Source organism: Brevundimonas sp. TWP2-1, assembly GCF_049897645.1.
Classification (GTDB): Bacteria; Pseudomonadota; Alphaproteobacteria; order Caulobacterales; family Caulobacteraceae; genus Brevundimonas.
Genome location: NZ_JAFCWR010000001.1, coordinates 1,241,486 through 1,267,955 on the forward strand (window position 1 = coordinate 1,241,486; position 26,470 = coordinate 1,267,955).

Below are 26,470 nucleotides of genomic sequence, written 5' to 3' on the forward strand. Positions count from 1 at the left end.
TCAGGCTTTCAGGAAAAACAGGGACGCCAGGACCATGACCAGTCCCGCAAGCGAGACCACCCAGACCAGCGACCGGACATAGGGAACGCCGAAGGCGTAAAGGGGCACATAGACAACGCGCGCCCAGAAATAGAGCGCCGTCCCCCACAGGGTCAGGGGACCGGCCGCGCCGATCACATGGGCGATCAGCACCGCGCCGATGAACAGCGGCAGGGTCTCGAACAGGTTGGCCTCAGCCCGTTCGAGACGGCCGGTCAGCGGCTTCTTCGCTGCCGGCGTATCGTCGCGCGGACCCGCATTCCACTTCGAGCCGAACTCGACCGTCCGTGCCCCGGCCGGCAGGAAGATCTGCACCAGCGCCAGGATCAGCGTCAGGCCCAGATAGGTCAGTTCGGTCGTCATGGCCTTATCCCTGTCTGTAGTTCGGAGCCTCGCGCGTGATCATCACGTCGTGGACGTGGCTCTCCCGCAGGCCCGCGCCGGTGATGCGCACGAAGCGGGCGCGCTCTTGGAAGTCCGCGATGGTGCCGGCGCCCACATAGCCCATGGAGGCGCGAAGCCCCCCGACCATCTGGTGCAGGACGGGGCTGATCGGCCCCTTGTACGGCGTCTGCCCTTCGATGCCCTCGGGCACCAGCTTTTCGGACGAGACTTCCTTCTGGAAATACCGATCCGCCGAGCCGCGCGCCATGGCGCCGACCGAACCCATGCCGCGATACGACTTGTAGCTGCGCCCCTGGTACAGGAAGACCTCGCCGGGGCTTTCGTCGGTGCCGGCGAACATCGAGCCCATCATGGCCACGTTGGCCCCGGCCGCGATGGCCTTGGCCAGGTCGCCTGAATATTTGATCCCGCCATCGGCGATGACCGAGGCGCCCGTGCCTTTGGCGGCCCGCGCCGAGTCCATCACCGCCGTCAGCTGCGGCACGCCCACGCCCGCCACGATCCGGGTGGTGCAGATGGAGCCCGGACCGATGCCGACCTTCACCGCATCCGCGCCCGCGTCGATCAGGGCGCGCGTCGCATCATAGGTGGCGACGTTGCCGGCGATGATCTGCAGCCGGTTGTTCTCGCGCTTGATCCGCTCGACCACCTGGGCGACCGAGGCCGAGTGACCGTGGGCGGTGTCGATCACCACCACGTCGCAACCCGCCTCGGCCAGGGCCATGGCTCGCTCGTAGCCAGCGTCGCCGACCGTAGAGGCCGCGCCGACCAGCAGACGACCCTGGTCGTCCTTGGCCGCATGGGGGAAGGCCTGGGCCTTCTCGATGTCCTTCATGGTGATCAGGCCGACGGCCCGATAATCTTCGTCCACCACGACGACGCGCTCGATCTTGCGGGTCTTCAGCAGTTGACGCGCCTCTTCACGCCCGGCGCTCTCGCGCACCGTGATCAGGTCGCCCGTGGTCATCAGCGATGCGGCCGTCAGGTTCAGGTCGCTCTCGAACCGCATGTCGCGGTGGGTCAGCATGCCGACCAGCTTCCCGGTCGCCGGATCGACGACGGGGAAGCCGGTGATCTTCTTGGCGGAGACGATCTGGCGAACCTCGCCCAGGGTCGTCTGCGGGCCGACGGTCACGGGATTGACCACCATGCCGCTTTCATAACGCTTCACGGCGCGGACCTGATCGGCCTGCTCCTCGATGGTCATGTTCCGGTGCAGAACGCCCAGGCCGCCGGACTGGGCCATGGCGATGGCCAGGCGGCTTTCCGTCACCGTGTCCATGGCCGAGGACAGCAGCGGGATGTTCAGTCTGATGTCGCGCGTCAGCTGGGTCGAGACATCGACCATCGCCGGCATGAACTCGGACGCGCCGGGTTCGAGCAAAACATCGTCGAAGGTCAGTCCTTCGCGTATCTCCATATGGAGTCTCCGTTTTGCGGGCCGCGTATAACGGGCGGCGGGGGGCCACGGCAAGGGTCTTGCGGCTTATGGACCCAATAGATTTTATTGCTTTGCAACCGGCGGGGCCGATTACCATTCTCCCTGCATGGTCGGCGTCATCCTCAGCACCGCGCGCAAACTGGCTCTGAAGATCGCCAGCTACGGCGTCATGCACCTTGTCGTGGCCATCCTGGTGGCCTTCGCCATTACCCGCGACTGGCGCATCGCCCTGGCGGTCGGCATGGTCGAGCCGATCTTCCAGACCATCGCCTACACCGTCCATGATCGCGTCTGGCACAAGGTCGAGCGCCGACGCATGGCGTCCAATATCGAAGAAGCGACCGAGGCCTTCACCGCCCGCCTCGACATCATGTCGCCCGAGGAGCAGCAGCGCTCTCACGACGCCCACGGTCATCGCGGCCACAGCCACGCCCTGCCCCGCTCCCTCAAACAGGTCGCGCTAAAGACCGTGACCTATGGCGTCATGCACTTCGCCGTCGCCGTCACGGTCGCCTACGCCCTGACCAACGACATCCGCACGGCCCTCGCCATCGGCATGATCGAACCGCTGGTTCAGACCGTCTTCTTCACCCTGCACGACCGCATCTGGGCCCGGATCGAGGACCGCCGGGCGCGCGAGAGCACGGCGACCGCCTGACGCCTCAGCGCTTGTTCAGCGCCACCAGGAAGACCTCGGCGCTGTTCTTTCGGCTCGACTCCGGCTTGACGTATTTCACCGTCTCGAACTCCTCGCGCAGCCGCGCCAGAACCCCGCCGGCGTCGCCGCCCTGGAAGTTCTTTGACACGAAATTCCCGCCCGGTTTCAGGGTGCGGATGGCGAAGTCGGCGGCGATCTCGATCAGGGCGATGATCTTCAGGTGGTCGGTCTGACGATGCCCGACCGTATTGTGCGCCATGTCCGACAGCACCAGGTCCGGCGCCCCGCCGATGGCGTCGATCAGCTGCTGGTCCACGCCCGGATGGGTGAAGTCGGCCTGCAACAGGGTCGAACCGGGGATCGGCTCGATCATCAGCAGGTCCACGCCCGCCACCGCGCCCGCCCCGCGATTGACCGCCACTTGGATCCAACCGCCCGGCGCCGCGCCCAGGTCGATGACCTTCGAGCCGCGCTTGATCAGGCGGAACTTGTCGTCGATCTCGATCAGCTTGAAGGCCGCGCGCGACCGCCAGCCCTCGGCCCGCGCCTTCTCCGACCATTTGTCGGCAAGTTGCCGTTTGATCCATTGCTGGCTCGACATGGACTTGGTGTCGGCCGTCTTCATCTTGGTGCCCATGCCGCGCCCGGCGGCGGTCCCGCCCGTAGGCGGTTTGACCATGCGGCGGCGTTCTTGGGGCTTTTCGTCTTCACTCATCGTTCCCACATAGCCCCGACCGGCGTTGCGGGCTATGTCCCGCCTCAAATCAACCCCCAATAGGACGACCGAAATGGCCGAAACCCTGACCTTCACCCTGGACACCGGCGACGGCGAAGCCCGCGACGTGGTTATCAAACTGCGCTCGGACCTGGCTCCAGGCCACGTCGAACGCATCACCGAACTGGCCTCGGAAGGCTTCTACGACGGCGTCGTCTTCCACCGCGTGATCCCGGGCTTCATGGCCCAGGGCGGCGATCCGACCGGCACCGGCACCTCGGGCTCCAAGAAGCCGAATCTAAAGGCCGAGTTCTCGGCCGAGCCGCACAAGCGCGGCGTCTGCTCGATGGCCCGGACGTCCGATCCCAACAGCGCCAACTCGCAGTTCTTCATCTGCCTGGATGACGCCACCTTCCTGGACCGCCAGTACACGGTCTGGGGTGAAGTCGAATCCGGCATGGAACACGTCGACGCCCTGCCCAAGGGCGAGCCGCCGCGCGCCCCCGGCAAGATCGTCAAGGCGACGGTCAACTAAGACTGCAATCTTGACGTTTCTCGACGATGACTTTCAGTTGCGGGACTGAGCCATCGTCGGGGGACGGCATCCTTGCGCATACTTCTGGTCATTGAGCCGTCCGGCGGCGGCTCGGGGCGTCATGTGGTCGATCTGGCCCGCGCCCTGATCCAGAGCGGCCATCAGGTTTCCCTGATCTATTCGCCGCGACGAGCCGACGCCTGGTTTCAGACCGAGGTCGCCGCCCTTCCCCTGAACGCCCTCGAACGCCTGCCGATGCGGCGAGGCGTCGGTCCGTGGGACATCGCCTGTCTTCATGCGCTCAACCGCCTGATCGCGCGTCTCGGCCCGTTCGAGATCGTGCACGGCCATAGCGCCAAGGCCGGCGCCCTGGTTCGCCTGGCCCACGCCCCCGGCGCCGCCCGCATCTACACCCCCCACGCCCTGCCGATGATGGGGCCGCCCGGCCTGTCGAAGACGGCGGCAGGCATCGCTGAGTTTCTACTGAACCAGGTAGGCGGCGACGCCGTCATCGCGGTCTCCGACGAGGAAGCCGCCGTCGCGCGCCGCTTGGGCCTGCCTTCACATCGCCTCCACGTCGTCCCCAATGGCCTCGCCGCCCTGCCGTCCACAGATCGCCAGGCGGCCAGACGCGCGCTGAACCTTCCCGACGACGCCCTCGCGGTCGGCTTCGTCGGTCGGCTTTGCGCGCAGAAGGATCCCGTCCGCTTCGCCCAGGCCGTGCGTCTGGCCAACGCCGCCGACCCGCGCGTTGTCGGCGTCCTGATCGGCGACGGCGACCTGGCCCCGGCGGTCGAGGCTGCGGGCGGCAAGGCCGTGCGGCTGATGGGCGGACGCGACGCCCGATCCCTGATGGCGGGTTTCGACCTGTTCGCCATGACCAGCCGCTATGAAGCCGGCGCCTACGCCATGATCGAGGCCGCCGCCCTGGGCCTGCCGATCGTGACCACCGATGTCGGCGGCGTCGCCTGCCTGATCCAGGCCGGCGCCCGCATCGACCGCCTGCCCCAGGACGCCGCGCCGGACCTTCTGGCCCAGTCGATGCTCGCCGCACTGCAAAGCCGCGTCGTCCCCCTGCCCGTCGCAAGGACCGCCCTGTGTGCGTCGCGCATGGCCGAACAGACGATCCAGATCTACCGCGACGCCTTCGCCCTGCGGCGCCTGGGTGACTGAGCCCCACTTCATCAACGGGCGCTTCCTGACCCAGCCCCTGAGCGGGGTGCAACGCTATGCCCGCGAGATCGTCCGCGCCCTGGACAGACGTCCCGACGCCGCCGACCGCTACGTCCTGCTCACGCCCGTCTGCGCCGAAAACCTTCAGCTCACGACCCTCCCCGTCCAGGCCGTGCCGGGCGGACGCGGTCATCTGTGGGAACAGACCGCCCTGGCCTGGGCGTCGCGCCACGGCCGGCTCCTGTCGCTGGGCGGCTCAGGGCCCGTTCTGCATCCCCGGCAGGTCGTCGTGGTCCATGACGCCGCCGTCTTCCGCCATCCCGAACATTTCCGTCGAGGCTACGCCGCCTTCCACCGCATCCTCGGCCGACGGCTGGCGCGGCAGGCTCGACTGGCGACCGTGTCCGACTTCTCCCGCCGAGAACTGGCGGCGGCGCTGAACCTGTCGCCCCCCAACATCACCGTGGCCCCGAACAGCGCCCACCATCTTCACGACGTCACGCCGGATCCCGCCGTCATCGACAGCCTCGACCTGACGGACCGCCCCTATTTCGTGGCCCTCGGCAATCTGACGCCGAACAAGAACCTCTCCGTCGCACTCCGCGCCCTCGCCCGCCTCTCAGACCCGACCGTTCGCCTGGTCCTGATCGGCGCGCGCCCGTCCGCAATCTTCGATCAACCCGCCATCCAGGCCGACCCGCGTCTCATCTTCGCCGGCCGACGTTCCGACGCCGAGATCGCAGCCCTGCTCGACGGCGCCCACGGCCTCATATTCCCCAGCCTCTACGAAGGTTTCGGCATCCCTCCGCTGGAAGCCTTCGTCCACGGCTGCCCCGTAATCGCCTCGGACATCGCCGCGACGCGGGAAGTCTGCGCCGACGCCGCCCTCTATTTCGCCCCCCACGACGACGCGACCCTGGCCGGTCACATGACCCGCCTGCTGACCGCGACAGACCCCGCCCGCCGCGACGCCGGCCTGCGCCGCGCCGCGCTCTATTCCTGGTCCCGCTCGGCCGAAATCCTGGACGACCTTCTGACCAGCACCTGGCGATAGATCGCCCTGTGGGCCTCGACGATGGAGGCCTCGGTCCACATCGGCGAACCGGCCCCGGCGAACCGCCAACGCTCCGGCCCCGCCAGCACCTCGCCCATGGCCCGCGCCAGCGCACCCTCGTCGCCCGGCTCGATCAGGATCGCCGCTCCCGCCCCGCTCGCCGCATTAGGCAAACCACCGATGCGTGACGCAATCACGCCCCGTCCCTGCTGCACCACCTCGACCACGACCCGCCCGAACGGTTCGGCCCAGACGGACGGCGCGACCAGCACATCGACGGCAGGCCAGAAATCCGCCGCCTCCACCTGCCCCAGCCAGACGATGCGCGGATCGGAATAGGCCCGCCTCAACCGCTGAACATAGGCGGCCTCGCCCCGCCCCGCGATCCTCAGCCGCCAGTCGCCCTCCAGCCCCGTCGCCGCGCGCAACAGGACTTCGATCCCCTTTTCCGGCTCGACCCGCCCCATGAAGCCGAACTTCACGACCGGATCGTCCGCCAGCGACGGCCGAGCCGAAACCCCCGCCTCCGCCGCCGCATTGCCGATCACCGACGCCGCCGCGTCCCGAAAATATCCGGCGGCCCTATGCGCCTCCAGCACCGGCCGGCTCAATGCGATCACATGATCCACCGCCTGCGCACGAGCCCGCTTGCCCGCCGTCAGCACCGCGCATGATCCACACCGCGTCTCGCATCGCCGTTCGCGCCGGAACATCGACGCCCGCGCGCACATCATCGACCAGTCCCTCAGCGTCTGCACCACCGGCAGGTCCCGCCGCGCCGCCGCCCGATAGACCGACAGCGAAAACCCCGTCGTCAGATGCAGATGGATCAGGTCGGGCCGCACCCGCTCCACCACCTGATCGACCGCCTCATCCATCCACGGATTGGCGGCCTCAAGCCCATGCCACACGGCGCGCCGAACCGCCGACCTGCGCTCTCCGTCATAGGGCCAATAGAGGTTGTTCAACGGCAGGCGACGCACCGAAACGCCCCCGACCACCGCCTCGACAGTCTCCCGTCCCGACTGAAGCGTCAGCACCGACACATCGGTCCCCGCCCGCACCAGCCCCTGCGCCAACTGCGCCACGCTGCGTTCCGCGCCTCCGACCTGATGCGGCGGATACAGGGTGTTGACGATCAGCACCCTCACGGCGCCACCGGCCTTCGCCCTACCAGCGCCGCCACCAGGCACGACAGGAAGACGAACCCGGCCCCCTGCGTCAGGTCCTCGCTGAACAAGGTCGTCACCAGATAGACCGACAGCGGCGTCAGCGTATCCAACCGCGCCGCCGACCACAGATGCAGCCCCAGCATGACCAGGGCCGCGATCACCCCCACGGTCCGCGCCATGAACAGATAGCCGTTGTGGCTGACCGACAGCGCCCGAAACGCCCCCATCTCGTCCGCCGACGACCAGCCCGCGCCCATCGGCCGTTCGACGACCAGATCGACAGTCCGCCGCCAGGTCAGCATCCGCCCCGCCAGATTGTCCTCAAGCGTCGCCCGGTCGAACCGCCCTGCAAACCGCCCGCCATCGATATCGAAACCCCCGGTCTGTAGCGCCAGCAATCCGGCCGCCAGTACGCAGACCGCCAGCACCATCCCCAATGGTCTGAACCCCTCGCGCCGCCGCCATCCCACGACGATGCGAGCCAGCCCCGCCAGAACCGCCGCCGCCATCCCGCCGCGCGACAGGGTGCTGACGAAACCCAGGACAGCCAGCCCGGCCCCGCCCCACGTCGTCGGCCGCACTGCCCACCGCCGCCCCGCCAGGATCACCCCGGCCGGAACCGCCAGTCCGATCATCGCCATCGCCGCGTTCGGATGCTCGGCCAGGGTCGTGAGCCGGGTCTGGGCGACGGTCGTGGTCAGCAATGCGCGCGGCGAGGCCAGCCCCACATCCTGCAACCGCTCCAAGCCGACCAGCAGCGCCAAACCATAGGTCGCCAGATGACAGGCCGCGCCGATCAGGATCGCGGCGAAGAACAGCCGCCGCCGTCGCTCTTCCCTCACGATCAAACTCGCCGCCGCCGGTGCCACCAGGGCCGCGACGATCCACCGAAACCAGAACGCCCCGTCCCCGGCGTTCAGCCGCTCGCCGACCTGCGACGCTTGCAGCAACAGCGTGACCGTCAGAAACGCGGCCGCGACCGGACCGGCCGCCTTCAGAGCCGGCGTCATCCGCCGCCATTCCATCACCGCCAATGGCAGGGCGACGGCCAGCGCCAAATCCCCCAACCGCGACCCGCTGACATGACCCGGCGCCAGAAAGATCGGCAGCGTCACGCCCAGTCCCAGCAGGACCAGCACCGCCTGCCGATAAGCCGCGCCCACCTGGGACCACCTTAGCGTCGCCCCTCGTCGGCCGCTCACGACGGCGTGCAATGCTCGACCTTCGGATCGAACCGCGCCCCGTCCACGACCCCCGCCATCAGCACCCCGGCCTTGCGCCACCGCCCCTGCAACGCCAGCCGTCCGGCGATCCGCAAACGCGACGCGACATAGCGAAGAGCCGACGCCCGGCCCTCATGCCGCCGCTTGGCCAGGATGACGTTTCGGGTCAGATAGCGATGCAGCCGCTCGCGCCCCGGATCGGCCTCGGTCTCGATGGTCAGATGCCCCGGCGCCGCGCGCACGTGCACCACGCGGCTGGCGGCGACCAGATAACCCGGCCCGTCGCGCGACAGCCGCAGCGTATATTCGGTATCGTCGCCCCAGATGAACATGGGCGCCAGCGGCAGGCCGTGCCGCATCACCGCCACCCGGCCGACCATCATCGACACGAAGGTCGCCTGCCGCACCGGGATCAAACCCTGCTCAAGCCGCTCACCCCATTCGGGATAGCAAAGCACATTCCGCCGTCGGTCGATCTCCGGCGTATTGGTCAGATGCCCCTGCGGCGAGCGCACGCTGGAACACAGAAAGGCCGGCGTCACGCCCTCGCCTTCCAGCATCGTCTCCGCGCGTAACAGTGCCTCCAGCGCATCGGGCGCGGCCAGCACGTCGTCGTCCATCAGCCAGACCCGGTCCGCCCCGGCCTCGACCGCCGCACGGATTCCGGCATTGAACCCGCCCGCCCCGCCGGTGTTGACCGGCATCCGCACCACCAGCGCCTTTCCAGCCCAGGCGTCGGCCAGCATCTCGGCCGTGCCGTCGTCGCTGGCGTTGTCGACCACCACCACGCCGTCGCATTGACGCGTCTGGGCGATCAGATGCGCCAGACAGCGTTCCAGCAGTTCACGCCGGTTCCACGTCACCACGACGGCCCAGACCGAACCCGTCACGCCGCCATCCTGGCGATGGCCGGCGCCAGCGACTTCTCGACCAGGCTCAGCGCCCGCCCCACCGCCTGGTCCATATTGTAATACTGAAAATCCGCCAGCCGTCCTGCGAACCAGACCTTGCCCGCCAGCGTCGCCGCCATCGCCCGATACTGCGCCGCCAACCCGCGAGAGGCCTCTGACAGGACCGGATAATAGGGTTGGTTCACCCCGACCTCATGCGCGACCGGATATTCGGTCACGGTCGCCGTCGTCGCGCCCCGCTCGCCGGTCAAATGGCGAAAATCGGTGATCCGCGTGAAGTCGAATTCGTTGGGATAGTTGACGGTCCCGACCGGCAGGCCTTCCTCGACCTCCACGACCTGATGCTCAAACCGCACGCTGCGATACGGCAAAGCCCCCGCCGACCGCCCGAAATAGTCGTCCAGCGCGCCGCTATAGACCATGCGGTCCCACGTCTGCGCCTCGACCTGATCCATGTCCGTGTTCAGCGACACATGGATGTTGGGATGATCCAGCAGCCGCTCGAACAAGGCCCCGTAACCGTCGCGCGGCATGGCCTGATAACGGTCGGTGAAATATCGGTCGTCCCGACTGATCGCGATCGGCACGCGCGCCAGGACCGACGCGTCCAAGGCATCGGCGGCCACGCCCCACTGTTTGGCGGTGTAGTTGGCGAACAGCTTGTCGAACACATAGTCCGACAGGAACGTAAGGTCCGCATCGTCCGCCGCCTGTCTCAGGTCATGGATGCTGGGCCGCGCGCCAAACCCGAACCGCTGGACCAAGGTGTCCGACAGCCGTTCCGCCATCCGTTCGGGAAACAGCAGCCGCATCGAATCCAGATTGAACGGCACGGGAACCAGCCGTCCGTCCACATGCCCCCGGACCCGATGGAAATAGGGGCGCCACACCGTGAACTGGCTCAGATAGTCGAAGATCCGCGCGCTGTTGGTGTGAAACACATGCGGTCCATAGGGGTGGATCAGCCGCCCGCCCTCGTCGCGTCGGTCGTGCGCATTGCCGCCGACATGATCGCGCCGGTCGATCAGCAGCACGGTCTGGTCCAGCCCGCGCGCCAGCCGCTCGGCGACCACCGCGCCGGTGAAGCCCGCCCCGACGATCAGCCAGTCATACCGCCGGGACATTACGCCTCCTGCGGGTCTGAAACAGCGCGCCCCAATGCGCCTTCAGGCAGATCAGGCAGGCGACCACCACCGCCGTCTCGCCGACGATCCGCGCCCACGCCATACCTGTGGCGCCATACATGGGCGCCAGCAGAACCGCCGGCACCAGAGTCGCAACGCATCCCACCCCGACGATCAGGGAGAACCATCGATCCATGCGCAGCGGCGTCATCAGCTGAAGCCCCAGCACCTGGCTGATCGCCACCAACGGCAGAACCCAGGCCAACAACCTCATCACCTCGACCGCCGGCGCGAACCCCTCGCCGAACAGCAGCCGCAACAGCACCGGCGCCGCCAGTGTCAGACCCGCCGCCAAGACAATGAACCCCGCTGCCGACAGCCCCAACACCCAGCGCGCCGTGCGAAAGGCCGCCCCCGCATCCTCCAACAGCAGACCGGCGATCCGGGGCGCGATCAGTCCAGCCAGCGGGCGCATCAACGATCCCGACGCCGAAACCAGCCGGTCCGCCACGCCGTAAAGCGCCGCCTGCACAGGCCCGGTCAGGGCCGCGACCATCAGAACCCCCGCTCCCGTATAGGCGACGACTGCCGCCCGGCTGGCGAACAGAGGCGCGCCCTCGACCAGCGCCCGACGCACGAACCCGCGCCCCGGCGCCGTTACCCCATGACGCCGGAACAGCAACACGGCGCCTGCTGCCAGCCCGGCCCAGACGCCCGCCGCCTGAACCGCCATCACCCCGCCGACGGACAAGGATGGCCATGCCAGCACTGCGACCGTCGCCGCCAAGGCGAACCCGACCTCCAGCATCGCCGCCGGGGCCGGATCGCGAATTCCCTGAAAGAACCACAACAGACTGGCGCCCTGGCCTACGCCCAGCAGGATCGCCATCGCTGCGACGAAGCCCGCGCCATCCAGAACGGGATTGATCATCGCCAGACCGACGCCGACCACGACGGCCGGGGCCGCGAGCACGCTGCGCATCGCCAGCGCCTGACCAACGATGGCGCCCCGCCCCTCGACCGTCCCGGCGATGTCGCGTGGACCCGATATCGAAAGCCCGTAGTCGACGACCACCGCGACGATCAAAGCCAGCGCGATCCCCGCCGCATAGATCCCGAACCCGTCCAGCCCCAGCCGTCGCGTCAGGACCGGATAGAGCAACAGGGGCGAAACATACCGGGCGACATGGGCGCCATACAGCCAGCCGACGTCGGCCACGCCACGCGCAGACAGCAATCGGTGACCGCCTTCTCCCAACTGCCGCCCCCGCGCTCAACTCAGGGGTGATGTTTAGACACGCATAACCATGTTCGCAAGCTTGGTGTCGGACGCCCTGTTCAGCCGAAACGGCCCTCGGCCCAGCGCGCGGCGAAATAGCCGCCCGTCGCCGAGACCATGGTCAGGGTCGTGCCCCAGATCAGGTCGATGATCGTCAACTTGGTCTGCCACACCGCCAGCGTCGCCTGATTGGTCAGGTCGTAGGTGGCGTAGGCGACGAAGCCCAGGACCGCCCCGTTGATCGCCGCCCGCGTCCAGTTCCCTTCCTTCAGGGCCGGAGCGATGGCCAGGAAGACCGTTCCCGCGATGGAGATCAGGTAAAAGGCCACCGCCGCCTTCATGTCCGGCTTGTCCGCCATGATCGGCCCCAGCACCGGCTTGTAGAGCCGGTCGGTCATGGTCGTCAGCCAGACGAAATCGATGGCGGCGAACGTCAGGCCCGCCCCGAGGTATGCAGCGACATATTTGATCATGCTCGTGTCCTCATTTGGGTTTCAGGCGGCCGGTTTCAGGCGATAGTGGCTGACCCGCCAGGTGCGGCCCTCGTCGTTGCCGAACAGACCGGCCGTCGCCAGGTAGAAACGCCGCCAGCGTCGGGTCCACAGTTTGGCGTCGTCGCCATAGGTCTCGCGCATCAACACCGCGACCCGATCGGCGTTCCGGTCCATGTTCGCCAGCCAGTCGTTCGCAGTCCTGGCGTAGTGGCCGCCGTTCCAGGTCCATTCCTGCTCGACCGCGAACAGGTCGGGGAACTGCCGGATCAAACCATGGCTGGGCATCACCCCGCCTGTGAAGAAATGCTGAGCGATGAAGTCGCCGCTGTCGGTATGGTCGAACCGGTAAGGGGCGTCGCGGTGCGTGAAGACGTGGATGAACATCCGCCCATCGGCCTTCAGCCACCCCCGCGCCTTGGTCAGCAGGGCGCGCCAGTTGGCCATATGCTCGAACATCTCGACCGAGACGATGCGGTCGAAGCGTTGCTCGGTCTCGAAGGCGTTCATGTCGCGCGTGATGACGGTCAGGTTGGTCAAGCCGCGCTGCGCCGCCTGGGCCTCGATATGGCCGCGCTGCCCATGGCTGTTGGACACCGCCGTGATCTTCGAATTGGGATAGGTCTCGGCCATCCACAGCGAGAGCGAGCCCCAGCCGCAGCCCATCTCCAGGATCGTCTGCCCGTCCATCAGTTCGGCATGGGCGCAGGTCTCGGCCAGCGCCGCCTCCTCCGCCTGGTCCAGCGTCTCGCGCCCGGTGGGATAGAGGCAGCACGAGTATTTCAACCGCTTGCCCAGACAAAGCTGGAAGAACTCGGGCGGCAGTTCGTAGTGCTGCTGGTTCGCCGCATCGGTGTGTTCGGCGATGGCGCGCTGGGCCATCTCGTGCGCGAACGCCGCCTCGTCGTGGGGGCCGTCGCGATCCAGCCGCTTGCGCGCCTCCGTCACCAGGCTGTCGATCGCCGGCCGCGTCACGAAATCCGGAAACGGCGCGTCCTGAAGCTGGCGAATGGCGACATTGGTCAGGTTCATGAAAACGTCCTTGGCGATCAGGCGCAGCGTGCAGGTGTCATGGAATACGCCGCCCCGCCTCCGGCGGATGCATCCGCCCTTGAACGACGCGCCGACGATGCCGACATAAGGTCCGAGCCTGCACGATTTCAGACGAAGTACACACTTTGCACCCTGTTTTTCGAAGCCGGGTCGGCGTCGTTTCAGACCAATTAGACGAATTAGACTCTGTTTTTTGCGTCGACCGTCTGAAATCCCCACGTCGGATCGACGCTGCGACTTGCCCCCCGCCTGCCCCCGCGTTAGGCGTGGTCAAAGCGCCGATATTCATCAGGCAATGAAAAAGGGAGAGCGATGGGAAAGATCTACGCTGACGTCACGTCCGCGCTGGAGGGGCTGACCTTCGACGGCATGACGGTCATGTCCGGCGGCTTCGGCCTGTGCGGCATCCCCGAGAACCTGATCGCCGCCCTGCGCGACAGCGGCGTCAAGGGCCTGACGGTCATCTCCAACAACGCCGGCGTCGACGGCTTCGGCCTGGGCCAGCTGCTCGGCACCCGCCAGATCGCCAAGATGATCTCCTCCTACGTCGGCGAGAACAAGGAGTTCGAGCGCCAGTATCTGGCCGGCGAGCTGGAGCTTGAGTTCAATCCCCAGGGCACCCTGGCCGAGCGCATCCGCGCGGGCGGCGCCGGCATCCCCGCCTTCTTCACCGCCACCGGCGTCGGCACTCTGGTCGCCGAGGGCAAGGAGGTCCGCAACTTCAACGGCCGCGACTACGTCATGGAGACCGGCCTGATCGCCGACCTGTCCATCGTCAAGGCCTGGAAGGCCGACGAACGCGGCAACCTCGTCTTCCGCAAGACCGCCCGCAACTTCAACCCGATGATGGCCACCGCCGGCAAGGTCACCGTCGTCGAGGTCGAGGAGATCGTCCCCGTCGGCTCGCTGGACCCCGACCACATCCACACGCCCGGCGTCTATGTCGATCGCCTGGTCCAGACGGTGTCCGAGAAGCGCATTGAGCAGCGCACCGTCCGCAGCCGGGAGACCGCATAATGGCTCGTACTCGCGAACAACTGGCCGAGCGCGCCGCTCAGGAGCTGCAAGACGGCTTCTACGTGAACCTGGGCATCGGCATCCCGACCCTGGTCGCCAACTACATCCCCGCCGGCATGACCGTGACCCTCCAGTCCGAGAACGGCATGCTGGGCATGGGCCCCTTCCCCTATGAGGGCGACGAGGATCCCGACCTGATCAACGCCGGCAAACAGACGATCACCGAGATCCCCGAGTCCTCCTACTTCAGCAGCGCCGACAGCTTCGCCATGATCCGCGGCGGCCATATCAACCTGTCCATCCTGGGCGCCATGGAGGTGGCCCAGAACGGCGATATCGCCAACTGGATGATCCCCGGCAAGCTGGTGAAGGGCATGGGCGGCGCCATGGATCTGGTTGCGGGCGTGAAGCGCGTGGTCGTGGTCATGGAACACGCCAACAAGCATGGTCAGTCCAAGGTGTTGAAATCCTGCACCCTGCCCCTGACCGGCACGGGCGTGGTCAGCCGCATCATCACCGACCTGGCCACCTTCGACGTCAAGCCTGACGGCGCGGGGCTGGAGCTGATCGAACTCGCCGACGGCGTCACCCTGGACGAGGTCGCCGCCAAGACCGAGGCCGCCTATACGATAGCAGGCGGCCTCAAGGCGGCCTGACCTTTGCGACCCTGGCGACGTGCCTGATCAACCCTCGACGTGAGGGGGGCACGTCGGCACGGCGTCATCAGAAGTCTCCAGACCGCCGACCACGATCTGAATGACGGGCTCGTTCCAATGCTCGAAGTTCGCCATGCCCGAGGGGACCGTGCAAACCGAGGTGGCGGCCGGGCCTCGCGCCTGGCCGCCCACATACCTCACGATGAAACCTGCATATTTCAGCCCCTCGCCCTGGCTGTTCTCCACCTTGAGCAACGAGCCGACATCCTGTCGGGCATGCAGTCCGAACCTGATCGTTCCAGGCTCGGCCTCATTCAGCGGGCCGCGCGAACCCTCCGCAGGCGGCAGGACGTCGCGGACCTCGATGCGGTCGACCTTCACGAGGTCGTAGGTGCCATTCGCGTTCCGACGCAGGGTCGCCCGTTCGCCTGCGGCGACGTTCAGCGTGCCCTGTACGAAGCTGGACCGTCGGCCCGCAAACTGCTGAGGGGTCGGTGGATGCGGGGGCTGTGCGTCCTGCATCAGAACCCCTGCCATTAAGGCTGCCAACAGCATGATGATCTCCGGTTGCGCGCCGAATAGCTCTTACCCCGACTGATCCGTCAAGGGCCGCCCTCGTCCAATACTGCGGCCTAACCCTGTGCGTCGAGCGGCCGATAGGCCGCGCCGACGAAGGCCATCGTCAGCGGCGCCTGAAGGCCCGTTAGCACGACGGCGAACACGATCCAGCCCGCCGTCCCCGACAGCAGTCCCGCGCCCCACAGCAGCACCAGGCCGATCTTGGGCGCCGCCGTCACGATCAGGCCGACTAGCAGGGGCCAGAAGGCGCCGCGCGCGATGCTCATGCTTTGCAGCGACACCATATGGCGGCGCCCGATCGTCGCCGGCGCGAACAGGGACAGCCGCACGCTAAAGGCGACGACGGCGAACAGGGCGAAGGCCGTCACCAGCGCCAGCAAGGCCAGTTTCCAGACCGGACCCACCGCACTCCACTGGCGCAGCTCGATGGCCCGGGCGTTCAGCTCGGCCATGCCGAACAGGGCCAGCAGCACCAGGGCGACCACCGACAGGATCATGGCCAGGAAGACCGCACACAACAGGCCGGCGCCCAGCAGGCGCAGCTCCGGCCGGCCGAACTGAAGCCCCGCTGGCCCCAGGCCCAGCCGCCGCGCCTGCGGCAAGTCCTCCGTGATGGCGATCCGGCCGAGCGCCCCGGCCAACACCAGTGTCGCGACTAGGCCGACCGCCGCCCAGATCATTCCGGCCGCGCCGACCACCCAGGCCTTGGCGCCCCAGACCACAACCGCCAGCAGGATCGCGCCCCAGGCCCCGCGCCACAGGCGAGGCAGGGCATCGATTGTCGCCCGCAACGTCTCGCCCAGTCGCAGAACCCGATGCCCGTTCAAATCTCGCCCCCGATTACCGGCGGCGGATATAGCAGGGGACCATGACACCGCGCCACCCGCCCGCTAGAAGGCCGCGATGATCGCTTCCTCCTCTTCCCCCATTCACGTCATCGGCGGCGGCTTAGCCGGCTCCGAAGCCGCCTGGCAGATCGCCAACGCCGGCGTGCCCGTCATCCTGCACGAGATGCGCGGCGTGCCCGGCGTCAAGACCGACGCCCACCACACCGATGGCTTAGCCGAGCTAGTCTGCTCCAACTCGTTCCGCTCGGACGACTGGGAGCACAACGCCGTGGGCCTGCTGCATGCCGAGATGCGCGCCCTCGATTCGATCATCATGGCCTGCGGCGACATCAATCAGGTGCCAGCCGGCGGCGCCCTGGCCGTGGACCGCAACGCCTTCTCACAGGCCGTGACCGCAAAGCTGTCGGCCCATCCCCTGATCACCATCGTCCGCGAAGAGATCGCCGGCCTGCCGCCGGAAGACTGGGACAACGTCATCGTCGCCACCGGCCCCCTGACCTCGCCCGCCCTGGCCGAGGCCATCCTGAAGGCGACCGGCGAGGAGAGCCTCAGCTTCTTCGACGCCATCGCCCCCATCGTACACGCTGACTCGATCGACTTCGACATCGCCTGGCGTCAGTCGCGCTATGACAAGGAAGGCCCCGGCGGAGACGCCGCCGCCTACGTCAACTGTCCGATGAACAAGGCGCAGTACGAGGCCTTCATCGACGCCCTGGTGAACGGGCCCAAGGCCGAGTTCAAGGACTGGGAGCACGTCCCCTATTTCGACGGCTGCCTGCCCATCGAGGTCATGGCCGAACGCGGCCGCGAGACCCTACGCCACGGACCGATGAAGCCCGTCGGCCTGACCAACCCGCGCGATCCGCTGGTCAAGGCCTACGCCATCGTGCAACTGCGTCAGGACAATGCGCTGGGCACACTGTTCAACATGGTCGGCTTCCAGACCAAGCTGAAGCATGGGGCGCAGGCCGAGACTTTCCGCATGATCCCAGGCTTGCAGAACGCCCAGTTCGCGCGTCTGGGCGGCCTGCACCGCAACACCTATCTGAACAGCCCGCAACTGCTGGACCGTCAGTTGCGCCTCAAGGCCATGCCGCGCCTGCGCTTCGCCGGTCAGGTGACGGGCGTGGAAGGCTATGTCGAAAGCGCCGCCATGGGCCTGTTGACCGGCCGCCTCGCCGCCGCTCAGGCGCTCGGTCACGACCTGTCGCCGCCGCCGCCCGAAACCGCCATGGGCGCCCTGGTCGAACACATCACCGGCGGGCATCTGGAAGGCTCGAAGTTCCAGCCAATGAACATCAACTATGGCCTGCTGCCGCCGCTTGAGGCGCCCAAGGTGGACGAGGCCGGCGTCAAGATCCCGCTCAAGGAACGGGGCCGAGCCAAGAAGCGTCTGATGAGCATCCGGGCGATGGAAAGCCTCAAGGCCTGGCGCGACACGGCGGCTACTCGCTAAGGATCTTGACCACTGCTGAAATGATCACCAGCAGTAGTGGCGGGCTGGCGATCATTATGGCGACGCGATAACGTCTGAAGACAAAGATCGCCCAGCCTGTCAGCGGACAGACCAATAGGGAAACGTAGAAAATCATAAAAGCGAGAGCCGAGCCGAACCTCTCGCCTTTTTCGAAATCGTCCAATGCGAAAAGCACGGCAAGCGACGCGACGTATGTTCCAAAGAGTCCGAAGAGCGTCGCAACGGCGAGAATGACAAGGGCCGGATTTCGCCAGTCATCCCGAGAATAACGCGTCATTGCCAAATGCCGGTCCGATAGGTTCGAGGTGCCGCAGCCCACTATTCACGCTCTCTCAGCGCGAACAAGTCCTTCAGCGCAGCTTGGGCAGGCCCGGCCGGAACCCCAGCGTCATCACGCCCAGCAGAATCACGCCGACGCCCATCAGCACCCAGGCTTGGGTCAGGTCGGCCATGTGATCGCGCAGCAGGCCGGCGCCCAGCGGCGACAGGCTGGCGATGATGTAGCCGCCGCCCTGGACGAAGGCGAGCAGGTCGCCGGACCGCGCAGGGTCGTCGATCTGATCCATCGCCAGGATCAGGCTGAGCGGAAAGACGGCGCCGATCCCCAGGCCGAGGACCAGCACTACCGGCACCGCCAGGCTGACCGGCGCAAACACCAGTCCGGCCAGACCAAGCAGGGCCAACACCAGCGCCGTCAGGATCGGTCCGCGCCGATCCGGGAACCGCCCGATGGTCATCGACACCAGCAGCCCCGCCATGACCTCGGCGCCGGTCATACCGCTGAGCAGATAGCCTGCCGTCGCCCTCGGCTGGCCCAGATCGATATAGAAGGGCGGCAGCCAGGCCAGCACCAGCGTATAGGCCGACGTGCCCAGCCCCATGATCAGGATCAGACGCCAGGCCCGGCCCTGACGCCAGAAGGGAAGTTCCGGGTCCGTCGCCTCGACCACGGCGGCGCGGTTCGGCTCTTCAGCCGCCGGATCGCGTGACGCCGCCAGCCAGATGATCGCGGCGACGAAGGCCGGCACGCTCCACAGCGCCAGGGCTCCGGCCCAGCCGACCGCCTCGGCCAGGCCCGCCGCCGTCGCCGCCGCGATGGCCGCACCGCCCATGATGCCGGTGGTGTAGAGCGCCATGACCGTGCCGAACCGGGTTGGAAAGGTCCGCTTGATGACGACCGGCGCCAAGGCCTGGATCAGGGCCACGCCGACCCCGACGACTGCCGCGCTGGCGATCAGGCCCGCCGTATCGCTCAGCACCGCCCGCACCAGGCAGGCCCCGCCGATCAGCAGCGCGCCCAGCAAGACCCCGCGCCGCTCGCCCAACCGCCGACGCAACGGCCGGATCGACAGGGCGCCGAGACCGATCATCAGAACCGGCAGGGTGGTCAGCAGGCTGGCGGCGGTCGAGCCCATGCCCGTCGCGCCTTCGATCAGGTCCAGTAGCGGCCCGACCGCCGCCATCGCCGGACGCAGGTTCAGCGCCAGGGCGACGATGGCCGCCAGCAACAGCAGCGCCGCGCCACGCGTCGACGCGGCGTCAGATCGTGCGGTCATGATGAGGACTCCGACTGAAAATCGCGCTAGTCTCTCGACCTCAAGTATCTCGATGTCAAGATAACCATGCCCGACAGAGCCTCTCGCGCCGCGGCCCAATGGGCCGTGCAACGCCCCGATCTGGACATGCTGCCGATGGAGGTTCTGGGCCGCCTGAACGAGGCGTCGCAACTGGTGATCCGCGAGCGCCAGACGCCGCTGTTCGCACGCTATGGCCTGCAGCATGGCGAGTTCGACGTGCTGGCGACGCTGCGTCGCTCAAGCGAGCGAGACGGGCTGACGCCGACGGCGCTGTTCGAGGCGGCGATGATGTCGTCCGGCGGCATGACCGCCCGCATCGACCGGCTGGAAAAGGCGGGTCTGGTCGAGCGCCGGCCCCACCCGAGCGACCGTCGGGCCACCCTGGTTCGCCTGACCGACAAGGGGTTCGACCTGATCGATTCGATCATGCCCAGCCATCAGGACACGTCGCGAGAGGCGCTGGCCGGCCTGTCGCCTGAGGAGCAGAAGACGCTGAACGCCCTGTTGGCGCGCCTGATCGCCGGCCTGAACGGCTAGGTCAGATGCGGCCGCGCAGCACGGCCCACAGCAGGCGCAGCCGCTTCAACGGTTCGGGCCGGTTCGGGTCGGCCAGAGCGGCGTGGGCGACGGCGGGGAAACCGACAGGCGGCAGACGCTTCAGCGCGGTGTTGGCGGCGGATCGCAGGGCCGCCGCCTCTTCTGCTCGGCCGGTCTGAGCCAGTCCCCAGACACGGCCTGCGTCGGCGACGACCGTGTCATGGCCCTCGCCTGCCAGGATCAGAACCCCAACCTGCATCGGCCCGACGTAGAAGGCGTCTAGGTCGTGCGGCTCTTCGCGCACGCGGCCGATATGGGCCTCGATCAGGGCGTCGAACGGGGCGCGGTTCAGGCCGTGGCGGGCGACGAGATCGGTCAGGGCCTCCAGCACCGGATGGCCCTTGCGCGGCACACCGGCGAAAACGCCGTCCATCTGTTCCGCCCACCAAGTGTAGCGCATCTCGGCCAGCAGGGGCTGGGTCACGCGCGTGGGGATGGTCATCAGCTCGGCCTCGAAGGCGTAGAGCGCGATCAGGTCGGCGCGGGCGCGTTCGTCCGAAACCAGGCGGCTGGACAGCCAGCGGTCGAGGTCGGCGGTGCGGACCTGTTGGTTGAGGGTATCCGCAGCCTCGGTCAAGCTGCGCGCGACACCGCGAAATCGGCGAGGTCTTCCAACGCCGTGCGCCAGTCGCTGGACGGCAACACCGACAGGGCCGCCTTGGCCTGATCGGCATAGTCGCCGGCCAGGTCCAAGGTCGCGCCGATGGCGCCCGAACCGATGATCAGTTCGCGGGCGCGGGTGAAGTCTTCGGGCGTGCGCTCGCCCTTGGTCACGGTGCGCTCCCAGAAGGCTTCTTCGCGGCCCTTGGTGCGGGAGACGGCCAGCAACAGCGGCAGGGTCGCCTTGCCCTCGTTGAAGTCGTCGCCGGCGTTCTTGCCCAGAGCCTCTGCCGTCGCGCCGTAATCCAGGGCGTCGTCGGCCAGCTGGAAAGCGATGCCCAGGGCCATGCCGTAGGCACGCAGAGCCTTGGTCGCGGCCAGATCGGCGCCGGCGCCCACCGCACCCGCCTCGGCGGCGGCGGCGAACAGTTCGGCCGTCTTGGCCGAAATGATCTGCAGATAGGTGGCCTGATCCAGGTTCAGGTCGTGGGCGCGGGTCAGTTGCAGCACCTCGCCCTCGGAGATCACGCGCGACGCCTCGGCCAGAATGCCCAGGGCGCGCATCGAATCGGTCTCGACCATCAGTTCGAATGCGCGGGCGAACAGGAAGTCGCCGACCAGGACGCTGGTGGGCGCGCCCCAGATCAGGTGGGCCGCGACCTTGCCGCGACGCAGCTCGGACGCATCGACGATGTCGTCATGCAGCAGGGTTGCGGTGTGGATGAACTCGACCGCGGCGGCCAGCTTCAGCGGCGCGTCGATGTCACCCTGGGCGCCCACAGCGCGGGCGGCGGCGACGGTCATCAGCGGGCGCAGGCGCTTGCCGCCCGCCGACACCAGATGCTCCGCCAGTTTGGGGATGATCGGCACGTCCGACTGCATCCGGTCCAGGATCAGGGCGTCGACGGCCGCCATGTCGATCTCAGCCAGCCGGACAAGGGCGTTGACGTCCCCCTTCGGGCGGGGAGCGGCGGCGATGGCGACGTCCAAACGGATACTCTTTCACTGGCGCGGCGGACCGCGTCGAAGGATTTTGCGGCCGGGCCGGCTTGCCCCCGCGAGTTGCGGCGCACAATGATGTTCGACCCCTTGAGGGTCAAGGAGATTGAGGCTTGGACGCGGTCGAAACGCTGCCGACGGAAATCGTCGAGAACGGCCTGTTGAACGGCCGGGTGCGCCTGCGTCAACCCGCGCGCGGCTATCGCGCCGGGATGGATGCGGCCCTGCTGGCGGCGGCGGTCCCGGCTGAAGCGGGCCAGAGCGTGATCGAGGCAGGATGCGGCGCGGGCGCCGTCCTGATGCAGATCGCGGCACGACGGCCGGGGGTCGTGCTGACGGGGCTGGAGCGCGATCCCGCGATGGCGGCTCTGGCGGTGGAGAACGCGGCCCTGAACGGCGTCGCCGCGACCACCGCGATTCGACAGGGCGACGTGGCGGCGGGCTTCAGGACGCTGGCGGTCGAACCTGGCGACTGGGCCGTGTCCAATCCGCCCTTTTTCGACGACGCAGGGGCTATGCGCGCGCCGGCCGAGGGCAAGCGCGGGGCCTGGATGGCCGACGACGGGCTGAAGGCCTGGACCGACTTCCTGCTGAAGGCGGTCAAGGAAGGCGGGCGGATCGTCGTGATCCACAGGGCGGATCGGCTGGCGGACCTGTTGGCGCTGTTGGGAGAAAAGGCCGGTTCCTTCGCCATACGGCCCGTCCACTCTTTCGCCGACGAGCCGGCCAAACGTGTGCTGGTCCACGCCATCAAGACCGGGCGGGCGCCGCTGCGACTGCTGCCGACGTTGGTCCTGCACGACCGCGATGGCGCCAAGCACACCGATCAGGCCGAGGCCATCCTGCGCGGCGAGGCGGCGCTGGACTGGTGATCCGGCGCGGCGCTCGGGTGGTCAATCGCCGCCGGAACGCCTAAATGCCGCCTCCTGACGAAAACGAGCGCGCTCCGTGTCAACCGACGACCTTCCGCATGATCTGCCCCGAGATCTCGAAGATGGCCTGATCTCCGTCGGCGAGGCCGCGCGCGATCTGCGCGAGCCGTGGTGGATTTTCGGCGGCGCGGCCATGGCGCTGTATGGTCTGACAGACCTGCATGTGCCCGACATCGACGTGCTGTGTGCGCCGCGCGACGCGCGCACGCTGCTGGCGGAACTGGGCGGCGACGTGATCGCCGATCCGGGCGAAGGCCTGTTCCGCTCGGCCGTCTTCGGTCGTGCGCCTGACCAGCCGATCCTGGTCGAGGTCATGGCCGATCTGGAGACCCGCGACGGCGCCGACTGGACCCGGGTCGCCTTCGCCTCGCGTCGCCTAATCTACGTCGAAGACACGCCCCTGTTCGTGCCCGACATCCGGGACCACATCGCCCTTTACCGCCTGTTCGGCCGCCCCAAGGATCTGGCGCGGGTCGAGCAGCTTGAACGACTGATCGCCTGATGCCCTTCGCTTTCGATATCTCCGCCACCGAAGGCCGCGCCCGCACCGGCGTGCTGAAGACCGCGCGCGGCGACATCCGCACCCCCGCCTTCATGCCTGTGGGCACGGCGGCGACGGTCAAGGCGATGACGGTGGACCAGGTCAAGGCGACCGGCGCCGACATCCTCCTGGGCAACACCTATCACCTGATGCTGCGCCCCGGTCCCGAGCGGATGGAGCGTCTGGGCGGCCTCCACAAATTCATGGGCTGGGACAAGCCGATCCTGACCGACAGCGGCGGCTTCCAGGTCATGTCCCTGGCCGGGATTTCGAAGGTGAAGGAGGAGGCCGTGACCTTCTCCTCCCACATCGACGGCTCCAAACACGTCCTGACGCCCGAACGCTCGATCGAGATTCAGGCCGACCGGATCGGCGCCGACATCTCGATGCAACTGGACCAATGCGTCTCCTGGCCGGCGGAACGCACCGCAGCCCAGAAAGCCATGGAACTGTCGATCCGCTGGGGCGCCCGCTCCAAGGCCCGGTTCGGCGCGCGTGAAAACCAGGCCCTGTTCGGCATCCAGCAGGGCTCGACCTATGAGGACCTGCGCCGCCAGTCGTCGGACCAGCTTCAGGAGATCGGCTTCGACGGCTACGCCATCGGCGGCCTGGCCGTGGGCGAAGGCCACGACGCCATGTGCCGGGTGCTGGACTATGCGCCCGAGATGCTGCCCGCCGACCGGCCGCGCTATCTGATGGGGGTGGGCAAGCCGATCGACCTGGTCGAGGCGGTCTATCGCGGCGTCGACATGTTCGACTGCGTCCTGCCCACCCGCGCCGGCCGCCACGGCCAGGCCTGGACCTGGGACGGCCCGCTGAACCTGAAGAACGCCCGCTTCGCCGAAGACCAGGACCCGCTGGACCCCGCCATCGACGGGCCGTCATCGCAATATTCAAAGGCCTATCTGCACCACCTGATCCGCGCCGACGAAATCCTCGGCAAAGTCCTGCTCAGCTGGCACAACATCGCCTTCTACCAGGCCCTGACGGCGGCCATGCGCGCCGCGATTTCGGAAGGCCGGTTCGAAGCTTTCCGCCGCGACTTCCACGCCCGTCACACGTCGAACTGACATGCGCATCGAGAAGTCAGGCTTCCACGCCTACAACACCTATCTGGAAGAGCCGCCCCGCGACGCGGGGAACGAGACGGCCCTGCACCGCCACGTCATCATCATCGGCGGCGACAAATATTCGTTCTTCGCCCACTGGTCCGGCAAGTTCGCGCACAAGGGCGAGCGCATCTCGTTCGACTGGGACTGGGACCGGACCGGCGAGTTCCGCAACATCGAAAAGCGGTCATTCGAGGCCTTCGCCAAGGACGGGACGGTCCAGATCAGGGGCGACCGTCGCGACAAGCCTCGCCCCGGCGGACGCCGTTAACGCTGTGGCCGTTCCGTCGGCCGGAACCAGCTAGGGGCCGCCGGCGGGGCGCAGTTTCTCTGCATCCCCATGCCCTTCAGGAAGGCGCGTCGCATCCGGCCGGACTGGATGGCGGACTGGACATGCTTGCTGTGCTGCTCGGCGCCGCTCAGGCGGCGTATCCAGCTTCGGCCGGGGATGAAGTCGGTCGTGGTGTCGCGGATAGCGTTCAGCGCCGCCTTGGCCGCCGCATCGGCGGCGCGTTCGCTCAGAAACGAACCGTCCTGACGCGGCGGCTCGTCCGTGTCCGGCCCCAGCGCCTCGTTCAGCCGCGCCACTTCGGCGCCGATGGTCGTGCATTGGTTCAGGTTGCGCAGATCGTAGGGGTTGGCTTGCGCCTGCAACAGCACCGTCGGGATGATCTGTCGGCGCAGGTTGAAATCTTCCAGCGGCGCCGTCGCCGCCGCCGCAAACCCGGCCCCGACCTGCTCGGCGCCGCCCATGGCGGAGCGGCCCGCATTGCAACCCGTCAGCGCGAGCGAAAGGAGGGCGGGCAGGAAGAAACGCTTCATGGGCCGGGCTTAGATCATGCCGCGTTCTTCAATCAAAGCGTGGCCGGAGCTGACGCGGACGAAGATTTCTTCCATGGTCGGCCGTTCGAAGTCGTTCTCATCCTCGGCTCGGGCTTGGAAGTGAAGACAGCGTTCCAAGGAGCCCGAGGTCGTGGCGCGCAAGGTACGCGAGACGCCGGCGGCCGAGCTGCTGCGCTGTCCCGTCGCCGTCTCCGGCTTGCCGACCGACGGCCGGGCCTCGATCCCGGCCGACTGACGCGCCGGCATCCACCGCCTGGCCAAGAGCCGGGGCGACCTGTTCGACCAGGTCAGCCGCCTGATCCAGTTCCATACGGGCGAGGCGTGCGGCTGATGCTCTCAAGTGAGGATCGAAAGAAACTGTTGGCCCTGATGGCGGCAGAGGTGGCTCGCCGCCGTTTTCTAGTTGGCGCGATCACTGGGTTTTGGGTCTGTCTTTTGTTCTGGCGCTCTAGCTTGGCTGGCCTCAATCTCTTCTAGCTTCTTCTGCAAAAGTGCATTTTCCAGCAGCACCGAACGCAAGATGCTTTGCACGCGAACCTTGTCTTCAAAAGTCGGCTCAGTCGCAGCCTTGTCGATACTTAGGCTTTCTCTGGCGATTTCGGTCTGTTCTTTCGAGAGTTGATAACTGGCTTGTGCGTAGTACGTCCCGATCACCGCTATGATGAACGTCGCCGTATTGAAGCTCGCTCGAAAAGCCTTCATCACACTCGCGAGAGCGGGACTGAGTTTCTCCGCGGCTTCAACGGCTTGTTCGGCAGACAGATCTCCCGCCCGCACACCTTCTAAAATGCCCGATAGAGCTGCGTGCATCGCATGCGTAAAATCCGGCGCGGATACGATACGCAGGGCGGCGCCTGTTAGGTCGAAAAGACCTTCCGCTAGGATTGCGCCCTCGCTCCAGCATCGCGGGCACTGCTCAGTGGCGCCCCAATTTCTGAAGTAGCCGCCGCTGAAAGTGAAATTCACCGATGGCGATATGCGCTTGCAAGACGGACAAAATATTGGAAGTGCAGGGCCGGTCAGAGGGCGCGAGTATGCGGATCGCGAGCCTGGGGCATATCGCGGATCATCGTGAATGCGCACATCGGTCGTTGTGACGTTCGAACCGTGAGCGAGATCAAAGGGTTTTGTCACGCCGCGAGTAGAGACGTTGCGCATCTCAATATCGACGGGTGTGTTAGATCGAATTAGCCCAGCGCCACCGACCATGTGGACGTTGTTCAAGATCACTTTCTGTCTTTTGCGGTCAGTCATTCTGATTGCCTAAACCTCGAACACTTGCCGGCATCGTTGTGACTTAGAAGACGACGTTTCGGCCTTTGATGACGGTCCCATTCCCGGGCGCCGCCCGACAGAAGAAAGCCGCACCGTCGGGGTCCTCGCCACCTTCGATCACGAAGGTCATCAGTCGAGCCCACCCGC

General features: G+C 67.2%; 30 protein-coding genes. 12 read left to right on the forward strand and 18 right to left on the reverse strand.

Annotated features, from left to right (window positions below; all coding sequences use genetic code 11):
* Together ACP7BH_RS06220 and guaB are read right to left on the reverse strand one after the other, a co-directional pair.
* Positions 1–402 (reverse strand): MAPEG family protein, encoded by a 402-nt coding sequence (locus tag ACP7BH_RS06220; protein ID WP_425982933.1) that lies wholly within the window; start codon positions 400–402, stop codon positions 1–3.
* Between the two features lie 4 nt (positions 403–406).
* Positions 407–1,864 carry an IMP dehydrogenase gene (guaB, locus tag ACP7BH_RS06225; RefSeq protein ID WP_425982931.1) on the reverse strand — a complete coding sequence of 486 codons (1,458 nt, stop codon included), beginning with the start codon at positions 1,862–1,864 and terminating at the stop codon, positions 407–409.
* A gap of 127 nt (positions 1,865–1,991) precedes the next feature.
* Here guaB and ACP7BH_RS06230 point away from each other — a divergent pair, with 127 nt between their 5' ends.
* A complete protein-coding gene (locus ACP7BH_RS06230; protein ID WP_425982929.1) occupies positions 1,992–2,543 on the forward strand; it encodes a DUF2061 domain-containing protein in 552 nt (183 codons plus the stop codon).
* Positions 2,544–2,547: 4 nt separating this feature from the next.
* Here the strand turns inward: ACP7BH_RS06230 and ACP7BH_RS06235 are convergent, their stop codons facing one another.
* A complete protein-coding gene (locus tag ACP7BH_RS06235; protein ID WP_135193158.1) occupies positions 2,548–3,258 on the reverse strand; it encodes an RlmE family RNA methyltransferase in 711 nt (236 codons plus the stop codon).
* Positions 3,259–3,331: 73 nt separating this feature from the next.
* On the opposite strand from ACP7BH_RS06235, the gene ACP7BH_RS06240 reads away from it, so the two are divergent.
* The 3 genes from ACP7BH_RS06240 (at position 3,332) to ACP7BH_RS06250 (ending at position 6,020) form a co-directional block, all read left to right on the forward strand.
* Positions 3,332–3,793 (forward strand): peptidylprolyl isomerase, encoded by a 462-nt coding sequence (locus ACP7BH_RS06240; protein ID WP_409717663.1) that lies wholly within the window; start codon positions 3,332–3,334, stop codon positions 3,791–3,793.
* 72 nt (positions 3,794–3,865) lie between these two features.
* Positions 3,866–4,966 (forward strand): glycosyltransferase family 4 protein, encoded by a 1,101-nt coding sequence (locus ACP7BH_RS06245; protein ID WP_425982927.1) that lies wholly within the window; start codon positions 3,866–3,868, stop codon positions 4,964–4,966.
* Positions 4,959–6,020, forward strand: coding sequence for a glycosyltransferase family 4 protein (locus ACP7BH_RS06250; RefSeq protein WP_425982925.1), 1,062 nt, complete (start codon positions 4,959–4,961; stop codon positions 6,018–6,020). Before ACP7BH_RS06245 ends, ACP7BH_RS06250 begins: the two co-directional genes overlap by 8 nt.
* Here the strand turns inward: ACP7BH_RS06250 and ACP7BH_RS06255 are convergent.
* From ACP7BH_RS06255 to ACP7BH_RS06285, 7 genes are all read right to left on the reverse strand, one after another.
* A complete protein-coding gene (locus ACP7BH_RS06255; protein WP_425982923.1) occupies positions 5,960–7,171 on the reverse strand; it encodes a glycosyltransferase family 4 protein in 1,212 nt (403 codons plus the stop codon). The genes ACP7BH_RS06250 and ACP7BH_RS06255 overlap by 61 nt on opposite strands.
* Positions 7,168–8,355, reverse strand: a complete 1,188-nt coding sequence (locus ACP7BH_RS06260; protein ID WP_425982921.1) for an O-antigen ligase family protein — start codon at positions 8,353–8,355, stop codon at positions 7,168–7,170. The genes ACP7BH_RS06255 and ACP7BH_RS06260 overlap by 4 nt, the downstream gene beginning before the upstream one ends.
* Positions 8,356–8,390: 35 nt before the next feature.
* Positions 8,391–9,305: a glycosyltransferase family 2 protein gene (locus ACP7BH_RS06265; protein WP_425982919.1), complete on the reverse strand. Its 915-nt coding sequence runs from the start codon at positions 9,303–9,305 to the stop codon at positions 8,391–8,393.
* Positions 9,302–10,450 carry a UDP-galactopyranose mutase gene (glf, locus tag ACP7BH_RS06270; RefSeq protein ID WP_425982917.1) on the reverse strand — a complete coding sequence of 383 codons (1,149 nt, stop codon included), beginning with the start codon at positions 10,448–10,450 and terminating at the stop codon, positions 9,302–9,304. The genes ACP7BH_RS06265 and glf overlap by 4 nt, the downstream gene beginning before the upstream one ends.
* Positions 10,434–11,687, reverse strand: a complete 1,254-nt coding sequence (locus tag ACP7BH_RS06275; RefSeq protein ID WP_425982915.1) for an oligosaccharide flippase family protein — start codon at positions 11,685–11,687, stop codon at positions 10,434–10,436. Before ACP7BH_RS06275 ends, glf begins: the two co-directional genes overlap by 17 nt.
* Positions 11,688–11,788: 101 nt before the next feature.
* Entirely contained in the window at positions 11,789–12,202 is a 414-nt protein-coding gene (locus tag ACP7BH_RS06280; RefSeq protein ID WP_135193167.1) for a DUF2177 family protein, read from the reverse strand.
* Positions 12,203–12,223: 21 nt separating this feature from the next.
* Complete coding sequence (locus tag ACP7BH_RS06285; RefSeq protein ID WP_425982913.1) at positions 12,224–13,252, reverse strand: SAM-dependent methyltransferase; 1,029 nt, start codon at positions 13,250–13,252, stop codon at positions 12,224–12,226.
* A gap of 333 nt (positions 13,253–13,585) precedes the next feature.
* On the opposite strand from ACP7BH_RS06285, the gene ACP7BH_RS06290 reads away from it, so the two are divergent.
* Positions 13,586–14,290, forward strand: coding sequence for a CoA transferase subunit A (locus ACP7BH_RS06290; RefSeq protein WP_271164096.1), 705 nt, complete (start codon positions 13,586–13,588; stop codon positions 14,288–14,290).
* Positions 14,290–14,946 (forward strand): 3-oxoacid CoA-transferase subunit B, encoded by a 657-nt coding sequence (locus ACP7BH_RS06295; RefSeq protein WP_425982911.1) that lies wholly within the window; start codon positions 14,290–14,292, stop codon positions 14,944–14,946. The genes ACP7BH_RS06290 and ACP7BH_RS06295 overlap by 1 nt, the downstream gene beginning before the upstream one ends.
* A 27-nt stretch (positions 14,947–14,973) precedes the next feature.
* Here the strand turns inward: ACP7BH_RS06295 and ACP7BH_RS06300 are convergent, their stop codons facing one another.
* Both ACP7BH_RS06300 and ACP7BH_RS06305 read right to left on the reverse strand, forming a co-directional pair.
* Positions 14,974–15,501, reverse strand: a complete 528-nt coding sequence (locus ACP7BH_RS06300; RefSeq protein WP_425982909.1) for a hypothetical protein — start codon at positions 15,499–15,501, stop codon at positions 14,974–14,976.
* 77 nt (positions 15,502–15,578) lie between these two features.
* Positions 15,579–16,352, reverse strand: coding sequence for a hypothetical protein (locus ACP7BH_RS06305; RefSeq protein ID WP_425982907.1), 774 nt, complete (start codon positions 16,350–16,352; stop codon positions 15,579–15,581).
* A 76-nt stretch (positions 16,353–16,428) separates the two neighbouring features.
* On the opposite strand from ACP7BH_RS06305, the gene trmFO reads away from it, so the two are divergent.
* Positions 16,429–17,829 carry a methylenetetrahydrofolate--tRNA-(uracil(54)-C(5))-methyltransferase (FADH(2)-oxidizing) TrmFO gene (gene trmFO / locus ACP7BH_RS06310; protein WP_425982905.1) on the forward strand — a complete coding sequence of 467 codons (1,401 nt, stop codon included), beginning with the start codon at positions 16,429–16,431 and terminating at the stop codon, positions 17,827–17,829.
* On the opposite strand, the gene ACP7BH_RS06315 is transcribed toward trmFO, so the two are convergent.
* Both ACP7BH_RS06315 and ACP7BH_RS06320 read right to left on the reverse strand, forming a co-directional pair.
* Positions 17,819–18,127, reverse strand: a complete 309-nt coding sequence (locus ACP7BH_RS06315) for a hypothetical protein (RefSeq protein ID WP_425982904.1) — start codon at positions 18,125–18,127, stop codon at positions 17,819–17,821. The two genes, trmFO and ACP7BH_RS06315, sit on opposite strands and share 11 nt — an antisense overlap.
* Positions 18,128–18,200: 73 nt before the next feature.
* Positions 18,201–19,406 carry an MFS transporter gene (locus ACP7BH_RS06320; RefSeq protein WP_425982902.1) on the reverse strand — a complete coding sequence of 402 codons (1,206 nt, stop codon included), beginning with the start codon at positions 19,404–19,406 and terminating at the stop codon, positions 18,201–18,203.
* A gap of 66 nt (positions 19,407–19,472) precedes the next feature.
* Between ACP7BH_RS06320 and ACP7BH_RS06325 the strand changes: the two genes are divergently transcribed.
* On the forward strand, positions 19,473–19,964 hold the full coding sequence (locus ACP7BH_RS06325; RefSeq protein WP_425982900.1) for a MarR family winged helix-turn-helix transcriptional regulator: 492 nt from the start codon (positions 19,473–19,475) through the stop codon (positions 19,962–19,964).
* 1 nt (position 19,965) lies between these two features.
* Here the strand turns inward: ACP7BH_RS06325 and ACP7BH_RS06330 are convergent, their stop codons facing one another.
* Positions 19,966–20,601 carry a squalene/phytoene synthase family protein gene (locus ACP7BH_RS06330; RefSeq protein ID WP_425982898.1) on the reverse strand — a complete coding sequence of 212 codons (636 nt, stop codon included), beginning with the start codon at positions 20,599–20,601 and terminating at the stop codon, positions 19,966–19,968.
* Positions 20,598–21,614 carry a polyprenyl synthetase family protein gene (locus tag ACP7BH_RS06335; protein WP_425982896.1) on the reverse strand — a complete coding sequence of 339 codons (1,017 nt, stop codon included), beginning with the start codon at positions 21,612–21,614 and terminating at the stop codon, positions 20,598–20,600. The genes ACP7BH_RS06330 and ACP7BH_RS06335 overlap by 4 nt, the downstream gene beginning before the upstream one ends.
* A 122-nt stretch (positions 21,615–21,736) precedes the next feature.
* Here ACP7BH_RS06335 and ACP7BH_RS06340 point away from each other — a divergent pair, with 122 nt between their 5' ends.
* The 4 genes from ACP7BH_RS06340 to ACP7BH_RS06355 all read left to right on the forward strand — a co-directional run bounded on the left by ACP7BH_RS06340 (position 21,737) and on the right by ACP7BH_RS06355 (position 24,476).
* Positions 21,737–22,495 carry a tRNA1(Val) (adenine(37)-N6)-methyltransferase gene (locus ACP7BH_RS06340; RefSeq protein ID WP_425982894.1) on the forward strand — a complete coding sequence of 253 codons (759 nt, stop codon included), beginning with the start codon at positions 21,737–21,739 and terminating at the stop codon, positions 22,493–22,495.
* 76 nt (positions 22,496–22,571) lie between these two features.
* A complete protein-coding gene (locus ACP7BH_RS06345) occupies positions 22,572–23,057 on the forward strand; it encodes a hypothetical protein (RefSeq protein WP_425982892.1) in 486 nt (161 codons plus the stop codon).
* Positions 23,057–24,166, forward strand: a complete 1,110-nt coding sequence (gene tgt / locus ACP7BH_RS06350) for a tRNA guanosine(34) transglycosylase Tgt (RefSeq protein WP_425982890.1) — start codon at positions 23,057–23,059, stop codon at positions 24,164–24,166. Before ACP7BH_RS06345 ends, tgt begins: the two co-directional genes overlap by 1 nt.
* Before the next feature lies 1 nt (position 24,167).
* Positions 24,168–24,476 carry a hypothetical protein gene (locus ACP7BH_RS06355; protein ID WP_425982888.1) on the forward strand — a complete coding sequence of 103 codons (309 nt, stop codon included), beginning with the start codon at positions 24,168–24,170 and terminating at the stop codon, positions 24,474–24,476.
* Here the strand turns inward: ACP7BH_RS06355 and ACP7BH_RS06360 are convergent.
* Positions 24,473–25,027 carry a hypothetical protein gene (locus ACP7BH_RS06360; RefSeq protein ID WP_425982886.1) on the reverse strand — a complete coding sequence of 185 codons (555 nt, stop codon included), beginning with the start codon at positions 25,025–25,027 and terminating at the stop codon, positions 24,473–24,475. The two genes, ACP7BH_RS06355 and ACP7BH_RS06360, sit on opposite strands and share 4 nt — an antisense overlap.
* A gap of 420 nt (positions 25,028–25,447) precedes the next feature.
* A complete protein-coding gene (locus ACP7BH_RS06365; protein ID WP_425982884.1) occupies positions 25,448–26,302 on the reverse strand; it encodes a hypothetical protein in 855 nt (284 codons plus the stop codon).
* Between the last annotated feature and the right edge of the window lie 168 nt (positions 26,303–26,470).

What these genes read in the sequence shown, in the direction of transcription:
- ACP7BH_RS06220 (WP_425982933.1), bottom strand. Translation starts at nt 402, where the DNA reads ATGACGACCGAACTGACCTATCTGGGCCTGACGCTGATCCTGGCGCTG.
- guaB (WP_425982931.1), bottom strand. Translation starts at nt 1,864, where the DNA reads ATGGAGATACGCGAAGGACTGACCTTCGACGATGTTTTGCTCGAACCC.
- ACP7BH_RS06230 (WP_425982929.1), top strand. Translation starts at nt 1,992, where the DNA reads ATGGTCGGCGTCATCCTCAGCACCGCGCGCAAACTGGCTCTGAAGATC.
- ACP7BH_RS06235 (WP_135193158.1), bottom strand. Translation starts at nt 3,258, where the DNA reads ATGAGTGAAGACGAAAAGCCCCAAGAACGCCGCCGCATGGTCAAACCG.
- ACP7BH_RS06240 (WP_409717663.1), top strand. Translation starts at nt 3,332, where the DNA reads ATGGCCGAAACCCTGACCTTCACCCTGGACACCGGCGACGGCGAAGCC.
- glf (WP_425982917.1), bottom strand. Translation starts at nt 10,450, where the DNA reads ATGTCCCGGCGGTATGACTGGCTGATCGTCGGGGCGGGCTTCACCGGC.
- ACP7BH_RS06280 (WP_135193167.1), bottom strand. Translation starts at nt 12,202, where the DNA reads ATGATCAAATATGTCGCTGCATACCTCGGGGCGGGCCTGACGTTCGCC.
- ACP7BH_RS06285 (WP_425982913.1), bottom strand. Translation starts at nt 13,252, where the DNA reads ATGAACCTGACCAATGTCGCCATTCGCCAGCTTCAGGACGCGCCGTTT.
- ACP7BH_RS06290 (WP_271164096.1), top strand. Translation starts at nt 13,586, where the DNA reads ATGGGAAAGATCTACGCTGACGTCACGTCCGCGCTGGAGGGGCTGACC.
- ACP7BH_RS06295 (WP_425982911.1), top strand. Translation starts at nt 14,290, where the DNA reads ATGGCTCGTACTCGCGAACAACTGGCCGAGCGCGCCGCTCAGGAGCTG.
- ACP7BH_RS06300 (WP_425982909.1), bottom strand. Translation starts at nt 15,501, where the DNA reads ATGCTGTTGGCAGCCTTAATGGCAGGGGTTCTGATGCAGGACGCACAG.
- trmFO (WP_425982905.1), top strand. Translation starts at nt 16,429, where the DNA reads ATGATCGCTTCCTCCTCTTCCCCCATTCACGTCATCGGCGGCGGCTTA.
- ACP7BH_RS06315 (WP_425982904.1), bottom strand. Translation starts at nt 18,127, where the DNA reads ATGACGCGTTATTCTCGGGATGACTGGCGAAATCCGGCCCTTGTCATT.
- ACP7BH_RS06320 (WP_425982902.1), bottom strand. Translation starts at nt 19,406, where the DNA reads ATGACCGCACGATCTGACGCCGCGTCGACGCGTGGCGCGGCGCTGCTG.
- ACP7BH_RS06325 (WP_425982900.1), top strand. Translation starts at nt 19,473, where the DNA reads ATGCCCGACAGAGCCTCTCGCGCCGCGGCCCAATGGGCCGTGCAACGC.
- tgt (WP_425982890.1), top strand. Translation starts at nt 23,057, where the DNA reads ATGCCCTTCGCTTTCGATATCTCCGCCACCGAAGGCCGCGCCCGCACC.
- ACP7BH_RS06355 (WP_425982888.1), top strand. Translation starts at nt 24,168, where the DNA reads ATGCGCATCGAGAAGTCAGGCTTCCACGCCTACAACACCTATCTGGAA.
- ACP7BH_RS06360 (WP_425982886.1), bottom strand. Translation starts at nt 25,027, where the DNA reads ATGAAGCGTTTCTTCCTGCCCGCCCTCCTTTCGCTCGCGCTGACGGGT.
- ACP7BH_RS06365 (WP_425982884.1), bottom strand. Translation starts at nt 26,302, where the DNA reads ATGACTGACCGCAAAAGACAGAAAGTGATCTTGAACAACGTCCACATG.